The 13,897-nt window shown below is 30.8% G+C and carries 14 protein-coding genes; all 14 read left to right on the forward strand.

Annotation, left to right across the window (positions count from 1 at the left end):
* Window positions 1-885 (forward strand): tyrosine-type recombinase/integrase (locus tag J416_RS14285; protein WP_003474415.1); only part of this gene is annotated, 885 nt, incomplete at its 5' end.
* Between the two features lie 474 nt (window positions 886-1,359).
* On the forward strand, window positions 1,360-2,142 hold the full coding sequence (locus J416_RS14290; protein WP_003474417.1) for a nucleotidyltransferase family protein: 783 nt from the start codon (window positions 1,360-1,362) through the stop codon (window positions 2,140-2,142).
* Window positions 2,123-2,998, forward strand: a complete 876-nt coding sequence (locus J416_RS14295; RefSeq protein WP_003474419.1) for a hypothetical protein — start codon at window positions 2,123-2,125, stop codon at window positions 2,996-2,998. The genes J416_RS14290 and J416_RS14295 overlap by 20 nt, the downstream gene beginning before the upstream one ends.
* Before the next feature lie 22 nt (window positions 2,999-3,020).
* Complete coding sequence (locus tag J416_RS14300) at window positions 3,021-4,043, forward strand: ABC transporter ATP-binding protein (protein WP_003474422.1); 1,023 nt, start codon at window positions 3,021-3,023, stop codon at window positions 4,041-4,043.
* Complete coding sequence (locus J416_RS14305) at window positions 4,036-4,842, forward strand: ABC transporter permease (RefSeq protein ID WP_003474425.1); 807 nt, start codon at window positions 4,036-4,038, stop codon at window positions 4,840-4,842. The genes J416_RS14300 and J416_RS14305 overlap by 8 nt, the downstream gene beginning before the upstream one ends.
* Window position 4,843: 1 nt before the next feature.
* Window positions 4,844-5,647, forward strand: coding sequence for an ABC transporter permease (locus J416_RS14310; protein ID WP_003474428.1), 804 nt, complete (start codon window positions 4,844-4,846; stop codon window positions 5,645-5,647).
* Window positions 5,648-6,502: 855 nt separating this feature from the next.
* Window positions 6,503-7,393, forward strand: coding sequence for a phosphoenolpyruvate mutase (aepX, locus tag J416_RS14315; RefSeq protein ID WP_003474429.1), 891 nt, complete (start codon window positions 6,503-6,505; stop codon window positions 7,391-7,393).
* Window positions 7,394-7,899: 506 nt separating this feature from the next.
* Window positions 7,900-8,985, forward strand: coding sequence for a P-loop NTPase family protein (locus J416_RS14320; RefSeq protein WP_003474430.1), 1,086 nt, complete (start codon window positions 7,900-7,902; stop codon window positions 8,983-8,985).
* Between the two features lie 5 nt (window positions 8,986-8,990).
* On the forward strand, window positions 8,991-10,070 hold the full coding sequence (locus tag J416_RS14325) for an LLM class flavin-dependent oxidoreductase (protein WP_003474440.1): 1,080 nt from the start codon (window positions 8,991-8,993) through the stop codon (window positions 10,068-10,070).
* Between the two features lie 25 nt (window positions 10,071-10,095).
* The gene (locus tag J416_RS14330) at window positions 10,096-10,605 is read left to right on the forward strand and encodes a hypothetical protein (protein WP_003474441.1); all 510 of its coding nucleotides are present in this window, start codon (window positions 10,096-10,098) and stop codon (window positions 10,603-10,605) included.
* Window positions 10,602-11,174: a thiamine pyrophosphate-dependent enzyme gene (locus J416_RS14335; protein WP_003474442.1), complete on the forward strand. Its 573-nt coding sequence runs from the start codon at window positions 10,602-10,604 to the stop codon at window positions 11,172-11,174. The genes J416_RS14330 and J416_RS14335 overlap by 4 nt, the downstream gene beginning before the upstream one ends.
* Before the next feature lie 99 nt (window positions 11,175-11,273).
* Complete coding sequence (locus J416_RS14340) at window positions 11,274-11,900, forward strand: dTMP kinase (protein ID WP_003474443.1); 627 nt, start codon at window positions 11,274-11,276, stop codon at window positions 11,898-11,900.
* A 112-nt stretch (window positions 11,901-12,012) separates the two neighbouring features.
* The gene (locus J416_RS14345) at window positions 12,013-13,206 is read left to right on the forward strand and encodes a M20 metallopeptidase family protein (RefSeq protein WP_003474444.1); all 1,194 of its coding nucleotides are present in this window, start codon (window positions 12,013-12,015) and stop codon (window positions 13,204-13,206) included.
* A gap of 115 nt (window positions 13,207-13,321) precedes the next feature.
* Window positions 13,322-13,801, forward strand: coding sequence for a GNAT family N-acetyltransferase (locus J416_RS14350; RefSeq protein ID WP_003474445.1), 480 nt, complete (start codon window positions 13,322-13,324; stop codon window positions 13,799-13,801).
* Window positions 13,802-13,897 lie beyond the last annotated feature (96 nt).

Consider the following 13,897-nt stretch of genomic DNA (forward strand, 5'->3'; position numbering starts at 1 on the left):
TTTGTTCGTCGGGGACTTTTTTTCCGTCTTCATAGGTTGAGTATCCTGGTGCTGGGCGTCCCTCATTCACTTGAGAAAACGAACACTGCTGTAGATAAAGTGCATTTGGAAAAAATATATGAAACAGTAAATAAAAATGGAGAAACGTTATTTTTTTCGCGTCTTGATGTAATCATTGTGGAAGAATATTTTCACGCCCATCTTCATAAGAGTTACCATTGGTTATATCAATCAAAACGAACACTACAGAACTTCTTTCTATATCTATATAGAAAATATGACTTTCCGATTTTAACCGAAGAAATGACCTTTGTTTTAGATGAACACAAACAAAAACCACCAAAAAAAGATAGGATTGTGCCGACTAGACATGATCTATTGAAGCTGCTACAGAGTCTTATGAAAAATAGTTTAAATATAGAGAGGGATGCATTATTTTTTATCTTATTAATCTCTACCGGAAGTCGTTCAAACGAGATTATTCATATTAAGGTGAAAAATATAGATTTTCAGCACGAAACCATTTTTGTAAAAAAGACAAAAAATGGATCTAGTAAATGTATTGTATTAAGGGAAGGATTTGGATCTGTTTTACAAAGATACATTGATAAAAATCATTTGAACAGAGATGATTACATAATAAACGAAAGTGGTAAGCCAATGAAAAAAGAGGAATTTCAGCGCCTTTTTAATATGTTTCTTCAAAAGGCAAACTTACCTTCTTTTACACTCCATAAATTAAGGCATTCCTTTGCAACAATTATGGAAGAAAGTGGAGTAGAAGTTTTTGTGATTCAACAATTATTAGGGCATAAAAAGCTAGACTCCACGAGGCTTATATTGATCCAAGCTATATTAGGAACAATGGGATGGAATTGCAAGTGAATAAGGAGATTTATAAGCATATTCGGAAAACTATTAATTACTCAAGTTTCGCACCTTGAAAACTCAAAAAAAAGCCTTTTTAAAAGAGATGAAAAGGCAATAAGAACCCGCATGAACACTGGCATTTTGATAAAGTTACCATACCTCTTGATAGAAAGGAAGTCTTGTAGAGAGAATTCTCTGCAGGCCTTTTCTTTGTATATCTCAATAGTCTAACAATTACATTTATATAATTGATCAAAAACGTAACAATATATTATAAGATTAACTTATAAGTTAAATAAATACAAAAAAATTATCTTTTTTTGTAAAAAATCCTATTTTATTGTAAAGATACCGTTTACATTTAGTTAGATATAGTGTAGTATAACTCTTGACATTTACTTATTAGTAAATTGAATATATCTTATATTTAATCTACTAACGTTGAAAGGTAATGGTATTAAATTACTTATATAAAAAGGAGATGATTTAATGGTAGATACTAAATATAGTAATGAAGACAAAATCCTACTACAAATTGCACAAAATGTATCAGAAGATTGGTTTAGTGACAATCCTCTTTTAAGAAATGTTGATAATGTTAATTGGGAAATACTATTTGAAAAAGCTAATCATCATAAAATTTTCTTATTAACATATGCAAGAATTAATGAAATCATACCAGACAAATACAAGCAAATATATGAAAATAGATATGATTTTATTATAGAAAAAAGAAAAAAATACATTAGTGAATTGAAATATATTATAGAGGTATCCAAAAGAAAGAAAGTAGACTTCATTTTAGTAAAGGGATTAGCATTGTCAGAATCAATTTACAATAATCTATACGAAAGGGATTTTGGTGATTTAGACATTTTGGTTAGTAAGGATCAGACTTCCCGTTTTTGTGACATATTAAGTGGAGTAGGATATAAACGTAGTGTAACGAATGACGGATTTATTCCCTTTGATGAAGAGATTTCTACTGAAAAAGGTATTTTTCATGAATATTGGTACTATAGGAAGGTTGGAAAGAACAATTTATTAATAGAGGTGAAAAATTCGACAAGTGCCATACCGGAAAGGTTGATAGATCAGTTCTTTTATAATAGAGACAAAATAAATATTGAAAATTTTGAAGTAGATACGTTGGATATAACTCATAACTTTTTACATTTGTGTGCAAACACTTATTCTGATACGGAAAAAAGATTAGGTGTAGAACATAATGTACGATTAAGAGACTATATAGATGTATATATGTATATTTAAATATAAAGATCAATTAGATTGGAAAAAAATACAATATCATGCGAATAAGTATGAAATGTTGCATCAAGTGTTTTGTATTTTTAATAATTTAAATGAAGTATATGTTAATTTCATTGATGATCGTATTTTAAAATTATTTCATCCTCGTAATAAGAATTATTCTTATTTTGGCATGTCATCAGGATCTGTAGTACCTTGGAAAAGTAATTTTCTTTATAGATTATTTAATCAAAATGAAAGAATTACTGAATATAGAAAATTAAATTTAATAAATTGGTACAGTGATATTAATGAAAATTATAAAAGTCCTTATGTAGTTGGTAGGCGATCTGGAAAAATTAGTTCAGAATTCACTCAGTATGTAGAGTTTAAAGATCTAAGAAATAAGGACATAGCTTTCAAATATGCATTTTCATCTGATAATGATAATGTGTATATTTCTTTAAATATAAATGACTTAGCAAGTTTAGACAACTATGTTTTTGCCTTCTTTTTTATGTACGATACTTTACTAAATACACATCCTCAAGAATATAAGTTCAAATGGGTTTTATTTGAGAAACGTAATAATAAAATTTACACATGGACTGTACAAAACTTAGATTTGAACAATTATGATAAAAACACTTCTAAAGAAACAGCTGATATAATTTCCGAGACAGACCTCCAAGTTATATTTGAAAGCAAAATTTGCAAAAAAAAATTATTAAATGAAATAAAGAACGAAAATAGTATGCTTTGTTATAACGCTTTTATTTTTATGAAGAATAATAATTATTTATTTCCTTCGAGCATTAAATTTAGTCATCCAGATTTCCCTGAAGAAACTGAACATATGGGAGTTATACGTCTTTAATTTAAATCAAGGAAGGTGAAATATGAATATAATTACAGTGAATAATTTAACCAAGAGTTATTTAGTACAAAAGAGAGAACAAGGTATTAAAGGAACTTTTCAAAGTTTGTTTAATAGAAAGCACGAAAAAATTACTGCGGTTAGCAATATTAATTTCCAGATTGAAAAAGGTGAAATTGTTGGTTACTTAGGTCCTAATGGTGCAGGAAAATCAACAACTATTAAAATGCTATCAGGCATTTTGTCCCCGACAAATGGAAACATTGATGTTAACGGCTTGAGTCCATTCTCTAATCGCAAGGAACATTCTCTAAATATTGGAGTTGTTTTCGGACAAAGGACTCAGCTGTGGTGGGATATACCTGTATCAGAGTCATTAAATTTAATGAGGCACATGTATAAAATTCCTAAAAGCGACTATTTGAAAAGGTTAGAAGTTTTCAATGAATTTCTAGATCTAAATCAATTCATAAATGTACCAGTAAGACAACTTAGTTTGGGACAAAGAATGAGAGCAGATCTGTGTGCAGCTTTACTGCACCAACCAGAGGTATTATTTCTTGACGAGCCAACTATTGGATTAGATGTTGTGGTTAAGGATAATATCAGAACTTTTATACAACAGATAAATGAAAACCTAAATACAACAGTAATACTCACAACTCACGATATGTCTGATATTGAAAAACTATGTAACAGAGTAATTGTAATTGATCAGGGTAGTAAGGTTTATGATGGAACAGTAAAAGAGCTAAAGAAAACTTATGGTTCAGAAGAGCTTATTATTGTTGAAACTGAGAACAAAATTAAAGATTATAATTATCTCTTTAGTCCTGGAATTTTATATGTAGAACAACAAAACAACACATTATTCATTACTTATAATAAAAGTAAAATAAGCTCTTCAGTAATACTAAAAATATTGATGAATAAAGAAGAAATTCTAGATTTCACAATAAAGGAAACTGAAATTGATGAAGTAATAAGGAGAATGTACATAAAAAGCTTAAATCCTATATCTGCAGGTGGCGCTATGAATGAATAAAGGATATTTTCAAATAATGATAAATGAGTTCCAAGCAAATTTGGCTTATAAAGTTAATTTAATTTTCCGTATGTTTAGCTATATTATAGTTATACTTATTCAAATTACTATTTGGAAAGCACTTTTTAATGGACAAAGTGAAATTAATTCACAAATGGGTACACCTATAACTCTATTAGAGATGACAACGTATGTTATTATTAGCACTTGTATTTCAATAGTAATTAGTAACCAAGTAATAGACATTATGGAGAATAAGGTTAAAACCGGAGAAATTTCTATGGATTTGATAAAGCCAATTAATATTAAGTTGATGTTTTTATTTAATACTATAGGGAGTAATGCTTTCAAAATATTGTTTCAACTTAGTCCGCTTTTAATTGTATGTTCAGTTGTATATAAACCTCAACTACCTAATATCGAGCATTTTTTTATTTTTACATTAACCTTATTAAATGCGTTTATAATATATTTTTTATTAACCTTTATAGTTGGACTTTTATCATTTTGGTATATGGCTATTTGGCATATGAAACGTTTTTTAAACGATCTTATATCAATTTTATCTGGATCAGTCATTCCTTTATGGTTTTTCCCACAATTTCTAATAGACTTAACAACATTTTTACCATTTAAACTTATTTACTTTTTACCATTATCTATTTACTTAGGAAGATTAGAATATATGGAATGTTTAATGGTAATTATTCAACAGTGTTTTTGGATTATAATACTTCTTTTATTAGGAAAGTTCATTTGGAGTAAAGGAATAAATAAATTAGTAATTCAAGGGGGATAGCATGAATTTTATTAAGCTTTATATAAGGTTTATAGTGGTTTTTCTTAAAAGTAAAATGGAATATCGATTCTCATTCTTTATGGATCTTTTTACAAATGTTTTCACTTATTCACTACTGTTTGTTAGCATTTGGGTAATTTTAAATAAATTTCAGCATATTCAAGGATGGGGATTTTATGAAGTAATGTTTTTATACAATCTTAATCTATTTACGTATGCTATAAGTGGAATGTTTATTAAACATCCCATGTTAGACCTAGAAAAGATGGTGCAAAATGGTGATTTTGATAGCGTTTTAATAAAACCAATAGATCCACTTTACCATATTGTGGTACGACAGTTCGAGTATACTTTTTTTGGGCATATATTGCTGTCAATTGTTGTATTTTGTATTTCTGTCCCAAAAATAGGAATTCCTTTAAATTCATTTAATATACTCTGGTTTGCACTATTTATCATTGGTGGAGTATTAATACATTCTTCTATAATGATTATTTCAGGAAGCATGAGTTTTTGGTTTGTCAAATCCACGTCGATTCTGGAGATGGGTATTTATGATATTAGAAGCTTTTTAAATTATCCAATTTCTATTTATCAAAATAGTATTCAAATATTTTTAACATTTGTACTACCATTTGCTTTTGTTAATTTCTATCCAGCTCAGTTCTTTCTTCAGAAAGAGGGAAATGATTTGTTTCATCCGCTGCTACAATTCGGTACTCCCATTGTAGGAATAATAACAATTTTTATAGCCTATTATATTTGGAGTGTAGGTGTAAATAATTATCAAAGTACAGGTTCTTAATTGAAGGTTAATTATTTTTCAGGCCAAGTATTAATGATAACTAAATAATTTAAAGAATGTAGAAAGTTAAATTTGTAATGTAGAACGTTGTCCAGATCACTCGTATGTTCAAAACCTTCGTCGAGCGTCTCTGAGTCTCTGGCGTCCTGATCATGTAACGAAGCATCGATTGCAGTCTGGGATGACCAAATCAAACAATCCCGTTCCAAAAATAGAGATAACCGTCCGATCGTCTTTTTCATTATAGACGATACAGTGTAAGAAGGATCCCTTCACCCAAAAACATGGAAGTACTGGATCATTACTTTTCCCATTCGGATGGGGAAACGATCAGTTCTCACTGTGTTGTTACAACTCATGTTGTTTGTGAGAACAAATTCTGCGATTGAGACTTTTGCACTAATTTCGGCAATCCTACTGTAAACAAGAAGGAATTTCCTTTAAGACTTCAATTCCGTTACCGTGGATGGTCATTCCTATACGTTGTATGAGTATAAAGGATATCTGAGTGATGTCGAAAATGCCAAAGTTTTGTTGTCTTGGGAGAACGAATTCGATTCGAGTACAACACAATTTTGTATTCTCTGTACCGATAGTAGCCTGAATCTTGTGACCACTCTGAGCTATTATAATGTACGATAGAATATATAAACGGGTTATCTTTATTTCAAGGGATTTACTCGGCTTTGATGAATACCCGTTGCTTTCAAGCAAAGGATTTAACGTTTTTGGTGCTGGATTATATAGAAAAGAAGTAAATAAGATGAGCAATTTCTTAAAAAGTAAAATGTGGTAGTGATAAGAGAAGTTTTCGAGTAACTAAAAAATAATTAATTAAAGGAGATAAATTAACAGATGAAAACTAAAAAGCTACGGGAATTACTAAAATCTGAGGAAGTAATTAGGGTTATTGGTGCACATAATGGGTTAAGTGCAAAACTAGCTGAACAAGCGGGTTTTGATGCAGTATGGGCTAGTGGATTGGAAATTTCAGCAACCCATGCGGTGCCGGATGCAAATATTTTAACTATGACCGAAAATCTCCAAACTGCCATAGTAATGAATCAGTCTACTTCTATACCGATAATTTGTGACTGTGATTCGGGGTATGGAAGCGTTAATAATGTGATTCGAATGGTAAAAGAATACGAACGTAATGGAATTGCGGGCATTTGTATTGAAGATAAACAATTTCCCAAAATTAATAGTTTTGTTAATAGTACGCAAAAATTATCTCCAATCGATGAGTTTGCTAGTAAAATCCGTGCAGCTAAAGATACACAACAAGACCCCGATTTTGTTTTAATTGCTCGTGTAGAGGCTTTAATTGCTGGTCAAAGTATGGAAGAAGCTATAAAAAGAGCTTCAGCTTATAAAGATGCAGGGGCAGATGCAATTCTTATTCATTCTAAGATGAATGAAATAGATGAAATCAGAGAGTTTGTTGAATTGTATAAGGGATCCATACCAATAGTAGTTGTTCCAACAACCTATCCTAATATAGGGGTAAATGATCTGAAAAATATAGGAATTAGTATGGTCATTTACGCAAACCATGGTCTTAGGAGTTCTATCTCAGCAATGGAAAAAACTTTTTCTAGAATTATTAAGGATGGAACTACGGCTGGTATTGAATCAAATATATCTTCTATGCATAAAGTATTTGAGTTACAAGGAATGTTTGAGATGCGTCAATTGGAAGATAAATATAATGATTCTAATTTGAAGGGGGGTGAGAATGTATGAAAATTTCTTGTATTGTTTGTAATAGGGAATATTCAGAAAAGATTTCGAAACCATAAATATATTTATAATAAGGTTTTATTTACTTTATTTTTTAGAAATTAATAGCTTGCTTATAACAGTACTATCGGTTATAAGCAACCAATTACCTAATTATACAGAGAATTCTTCAAAATTTAATAACATTAAAAGGAGATAATTGGTATCACAAAACCCGCTATGCTCTTAGTACTAAATTAGTTGAAGATGTAGGCTTTAATGCAGTTTTGGACCAGTAGTTTAGAAATATCTGACTCTCTTATGTTTACCAGTTGCAACTAATTAACTATGACGGCATGTTAGATGCAGCTTAATCTATGAATTCAAAAGTAGATATTCTAATTGTTGTAGATTGGGACACTGGTTTTTGGAAATTCCAACAACATTATTCACTTAGTAAAAGAATATGAAAGCAAATGCTTACCCATTAAGATGCTATTTATTATTTCATTATTGAAAGGACGAGATTATTGACTAAACTACTAGATTATGAATCCAAAGTTTTTGCTTCAAACACGCGTTTTAAATTTAACGAAATTGAAAATATAGGAATAGTTGGTGGTAGAGGTAAAATAGGAGATATCATTTTATTAAGATCCATAACTTCTAACGGTGTTTATGACACGGTGGAAGATATTAACGGAAGACATGTCAAGATCTATAAAGGTGATTGTTTTGTTGGAGTATTAGGGAATAGAGAATCTAGTAAGTTGCTATTGGGTGGCATTCCTGAGAAAGGTCTGGATATCACAGAAGGCACTAGGCTTCATTTATTAACAGATGGAGGAATTGTGGGACAAATTGTGTATACACCAGACTATTTAGAAAAACCTATGGAACTGGAGTGCATAGGTTTGCTAAAAAAAGATAATGTGATTCTAAATACATTAGAAATAAACGGAAAAAAGTCCTCTAAATTAAATAATATAGTTCCAATAATCTTAACTACGGCTACTGGTACAAGCGCTGGCAAAACAACATTAACATCAAAAATAATTAATCAATTATCAAAAGATTACAATATAGCAGCGTTAAAATTAGCAGGTACAGGATGCCTAGAGGATATACTCCGTTTAAAAGATGCAGGTGCTAAATGGACAATGGATTTTCCTGATGTCGGTTTACCTTCCACATATGTACATAAGGATATTTATTTACCTAGGATTAGATATCTTATAAATAAAATATCTGAGTACACTCCAGATTTTATTATAGCAGAACTAGGTGGAGATTTACTTTGGGCGAATATACCCAGTATACTGCAGGATAAGATGATCATGAACAATGTTAGTTCTATATTACTAGTTCCATTGGATTCAGTTGGAGCAATCGGTTCTGATTACCTCTTAAAAAAATGGAATGTTAATTGTGACCTATTTATCATTAATTCACCATTTCAAAACTCACAATCTAGTAAACGACGTGTTAAAAAGTACTTGGATAGAGTATCTTATGATATGAACAAAGATGATGATCTTCATATAGTTATAGATAACTTAACTAAAAGTATTAGTACATTTAATACAAATTCTAATATTAACCAAAAAGGAGAGTGAAGCTGTTGACTATAAAATTTTCTTGGTATGCACCGACCCATGGTGACGGACGATTTATAGGAGGCGAAAAAAGTGAAAGAAATGGCTCACCAGAATATATTAAAAACATTGCTCAAAAATTAGATGATTATAATTTTCATAACATCCTAATTCCTGTAGGTCCAAATTGTAGTGATAGTTTTATTACCGCTTCACATCTTCTTAATCACACCAAAAATATTAGACCTTTAATTGCAGTTCGTCCAGGATTTATTGTGCCGACCTATGTGGCTAAGATGGTTACATCACTTGATCATATAAGTAATGGTAGAATTTCTTTAAATGTGATTACTGGTGGATCTCCTAAAGAATTAGCTATGGACGGTGATTTTTTAGAACACGATAAAAGATATGATCGATTAAGAGAGTTTACGGACATACTACAATTATCTTGGACAAATCCTTCAAGTTTTAACTACGAAGGAGAGTATTACAGCATAAAAGAAGCACAACCCCAAAAGAAACTTATTCATAGGCCAACTCCTGAGTTATATTTAGGAGGAGCTTCCGATAATGCTCTAAGTGTTGCTAGTGAATTATTTGATACTTATCTTATGTGGGGGGAGCCTGTAGAAACGGTTGAAAAACAACTATTCAAAGTAAATTCTCTTGCTAAGAAAAAAAATAGAGAAATAAGCTGCGGGTTAAGGATTAATTTATTTTTAGGGGAAACAAACAAAGAAGCTTGGAACAAAGCTCTGTTTGCTATTAGCAAAGTAAGTGATAAAAAACAAGAAAGATTAAATTCTTATATTAAAAATTCGGACTCAGTAGGTCTAAATAGGATACAAGACTTAAAAAAAAATGAATGGAGTGATAAATGCTTTTGGACGGGCATGACACCATACCGTTCTGGTAATTCCACAGCCCTTGTAGGCACGTACGAACAAGTGGCGGACAGCATAATAAATTACTACAAAGTTGGAGTAAGTGAATTTATTTTCTCTGCATATCCCCATTTAGAAAGTATAGATGATGTAGGAGAAAAATTAATACCTGAAGTTTTAAGAAAATTAAATCCTAGAATACAAAAAACTTATAAATAATTATTGTTTCAAAGGAGGTTTTTATATGAAACTACAAAGTATAAGTTATTTATTAACTAACCAAATTGTTGAGTGCTTGAATAATTACAATATAAAGTTTCTTTTAACTTTGCCATGTACTATCTTGAATAGTTATGAAATTCATAAAACTAAAGCTAAAACTATATATCTAAGCAGAGAAGAAGAAGGTATCGGTCTAACGGCTGGTATTAATCAAGGCGGAATTAATAGCATTATAATGATTCAGAATTCGGGGTTAGGTAATTGCATAAATTCAATAGCATCGCTTTTAATTCCTTATAAGATTGGAACCGTAATTATCGTTTCTATGAGGGGAGATAAACTTGAAGATAATCCTGTACAAATTCCGATGGGTGAAGCGACAAAAAAAATAATCCTAGCTATTGGTTGTGAATACATAGAAGTAACGAAAAATAACAATTTCTATGAATCTTTCAACTATGCGTTAAACAAAGCTAAAACATATAGTACACCTGTATTTATATTGCTACCGAGAAAGGAAATACTTGTATGAAAAGAATCGATTTTATCTCATCTTTAATGCATAAAGTAAGCAATGAGTTTGTATTAAGTTATTTAGGATACTGTTCGAGAGAATGTTACTCAGTTAGGGATAGGAAAGAAAACTTTTATTTTTTAGGCGCAATGGGTATGCCTATTCCATTTGCATTGGGAACATCTTTTATAACCCCTAATGATGTTTTTGTAATTGAAGGAGACGGATCATGCCTAATGAATATGGGGGCATTAACTACAGTAGGTACCATTCAACCCAAAAATTTAAAAATTGTTATTATTAATAATAAAATTTATGAATCTACAGGAGGACAACCAACAGCTACTAGTGAAAATACTGATATAACAGGTATTGCAAAAAACTGCGGTATATCTGACGTTAGGGTTTTGAATGATTTAACTGATTTTAGAGAATATTGGGAATGGCTGAAAAGTTCAGGTTTAAAAATGTTAGTAGTTAATGTGAGCCCAGGGAAAGAAAATGTTAAAAGGATTTCTATTACACCAGAAAAAATAACGAGTAGATTTAGGGAAAGTTTAATTACGGCTAGTAATACTCTACACTAATTAATATATACTAAGTGGAGAAGTGGGTAAATTTAACACAGAAGAGTGTAGGTTTCTGAAGTTAGATATACTAAAAGTGAAATTTGAAAAGGAGAGCATATGTCACAATATAAATTAATTGCTTTTGAGGGTATTGATGGATCCGGAAAAACAACATTGATAAAAAATTTAGAACAGCATCTATTGGCTAAAAACAAGAAAGTTTTAATCGATAGATTGGGCAAAGAAATGGTTAATATATTTAAAACGTTAATCGATAATAAGACAGGGAACATCGGTGAATACCAAAATTTTTTCCCTGATGAGTTTAGATTAGCTTCCTTTATTTTTGAATATGCAATTGAAACAAGAACTAAAGATGTTATATACCAAGAATATGATTATATTTTATTTGATAGATGGCTATATTCTGATCTAGCATTTAATAAAAGTGTGAATTGGAATGATACTTATTTTGATCTACTTATTCATAAGATAATACCGCAACCAGATATTACATTTTATTTGAATATTGAAACTTGTGAGGCAATCAAAAGACTAAAAGAAAAAGAGGATTGGATGCTTACAAGATTTAATGATGAGGAACTTTATAGTAGATTAAACTATTTTGACAAGGGCTTTAAAACCTTACTTAGTAATAAAGATAAAGTAGTTTTTTTAGATTCAACACAAAATAGAAAAAATTTGTTAGATAGCGCTTTAAGACATATCCCTATTTTAAATTAGTATTTTGATTTTTCTTCTTCAATATTTAAAATGAAAAAATTAATAGTGAATAAATGTATATTTCCATAAAATTGGTACTAGATTATTATTTACAATAAGGGAGATGTATGAGTTGATTAAAGAGGAATTAGAATCTGAGTTAGAAGACATCCTAGATGAGATTGAACCCTGGCTTATTGCAACGAGGAGACATCTTCATCGACATCCAGAGCTAGGTTACAATGAACACAAGACTTCCCAATTTATTGAAGAACTTTTTGGCTCTCTTGATATCCATGTGAAATCTGGTTTAGCTAAAACCGGTTTGGTTGGAACCTTAAATGGAAAAAGTGAGAAACCAGTTATTGGCTTAAGGGCTGAGTTGGATGCCTTACCAATAGAAGATAAAAAGGAAATTGAATATAAAAGCAAGGTGAAAAATGTAATGCATGCATGTGGTCATGACGCTCATATGACTATCCTTCTTGGAACTGCTATAGTATTGAATAAACTAAGGACTAATATCAATGGAACAGTAAAGTTTATATTTCAACCAGCTGAAGAAGGACCTGGTGGAGCTATGAAGATGATTGAAGAAGGTGCGACAGAGGGAATAGATTATGTGTTTGCTCAGCATGTAGATCCACAACTTCCAATCGGAACTATTGGATTCCAGGAGAGAGAAGCAATGGCCTCCATCGATAAATTTAATATAAAAATTGTCGGTAAAGGAGGCCATGCGGCCTTTCCACATAAAGTGGTGAATCCTTTAGAAGTTTCTGCCCACGTTATTTTAGCTTTGCAATCAATTGTTTCCCGTACAGTAGATCCATTAGAAAGTGCAGTATTAACAGTAGGGAAATTTCACGGGGGTACTAAGAAAACAGTAATACCGGAGGTAGTAGAAATAGCAGGGAGCGTCAGAACTTATAAACAGAATATACGAAAACAAATTGAGTCTTCTATAAAAAAAGTTTTACATCATACTACCAACTGTTATGGTGCAAGGTATGAATTAGAGTATGTATATGGGTATGATGCTCTAATAAATCATGAAGAAGCTCTTAACATACTCAGGGAAACAACTAAGACAATAGATATTGAAATAAAAAAAATGCCGCCAGTAATGTCATCAGAAGATTTCGGAGCATTCCTAAAAAAAATCCCCGGTTGTTTTTGGTGGCTGGGTGCTGAAAAGGAAGAAAAAGAAAATGCAAAAAATTTACACAGCCCTTACTTTGATATAAATGAAAATGCAATTAAACATGGGGTAAGGATCATGTCTAAACTTATTTTAAACGGTTCTTTTAAAAGTAAGAAAAGATAGCACAAATATTTCTTAAATCTATATGAAAACTTTAACTATAGTAATATAAGCTTCCCCTATTTATTTAATCTAAATTCTATTTTCATCTTGAAAAATTATACAAGGAGGTCTTATTATGCTAATAAAGATGGCTACTGTGTCTGATGCAGCAATAATTTATAATTTAATGATGAGAGCATTTTGGGAATATAGAGATGAAACCCCACCCTCAAGTGCTTTAGAGGAAACATTAACGTCTGTTTCAGAAGCATTAAAAAAAGGAGAAAAAGCAATACTTGCTTTTGAAGAATATAAACCAGTTGGTATGGTGCGCTTTAAATACAAAGAAGAGGGCTTATACTTTTATCGTTTGTCAGTTATTCCAGAAAAACAAGGAAAAGGTATTGGGAAAAAATTATTAACATCATTAGAAGAATACGCAAATAAGGCTAACCTATCCACAATCTTATGTATGGTCCGGTTGACTATACCAAAGAACATACAATTATATAGCTCCATAGGTTACGAGGTTTACGATGAAGAAGTTGTACATAAGCCAAGCGGGATAAATATTAATGTTGTTTCCATGAAAAAAGAACTTCAGGCCTTCAAATAAACAAGAATTGTAAGCGTTAAATAGGTTCTTTTGCTTGTCAAAAGTGTGTAAGTTATTCTAACGGATTAACCCCTGTAATTTGGACAATTACACTTT

The organism is Gracilibacillus halophilus YIM-C55.5 (assembly GCF_000359605.1).
GTDB classification, from domain to species: Bacteria; Bacillota; Bacilli; order Bacillales; family Amphibacillaceae; genus Gracilibacillus; species Gracilibacillus halophilus.

Bases quoted from the DNA above. Each gene is read 5' to 3' on its own strand.
- J416_RS14300 (WP_003474422.1), top strand. From the start codon at position 3,021: ATGAATATAATTACAGTGAATAATTTAACCAAGAGTTATTTAGTACAA.
- J416_RS14310 (WP_003474428.1), top strand. From the start codon at position 4,844: ATGAATTTTATTAAGCTTTATATAAGGTTTATAGTGGTTTTTCTTAAA.
- J416_RS14295 (WP_003474419.1), top strand. From the start codon at position 2,123: ATGTATATATGTATATTTAAATATAAAGATCAATTAGATTGGAAAAAA.
- J416_RS14330 (WP_003474441.1), top strand. From the start codon at position 10,096: ATGAAACTACAAAGTATAAGTTATTTATTAACTAACCAAATTGTTGAG.
- aepX (WP_003474429.1), top strand. From the start codon at position 6,503: ATGAAAACTAAAAAGCTACGGGAATTACTAAAATCTGAGGAAGTAATT.
- J416_RS14335 (WP_003474442.1), top strand. From the start codon at position 10,602: ATGAAAAGAATCGATTTTATCTCATCTTTAATGCATAAAGTAAGCAAT.
- J416_RS14305 (WP_003474425.1), top strand. From the start codon at position 4,036: ATGAATAAAGGATATTTTCAAATAATGATAAATGAGTTCCAAGCAAAT.
- J416_RS14340 (WP_003474443.1), top strand. From the start codon at position 11,274: ATGTCACAATATAAATTAATTGCTTTTGAGGGTATTGATGGATCCGGA.
- J416_RS14350 (WP_003474445.1), top strand. From the start codon at position 13,322: ATGCTAATAAAGATGGCTACTGTGTCTGATGCAGCAATAATTTATAAT.
- J416_RS14290 (WP_003474417.1), top strand. From the start codon at position 1,360: ATGGTAGATACTAAATATAGTAATGAAGACAAAATCCTACTACAAATT.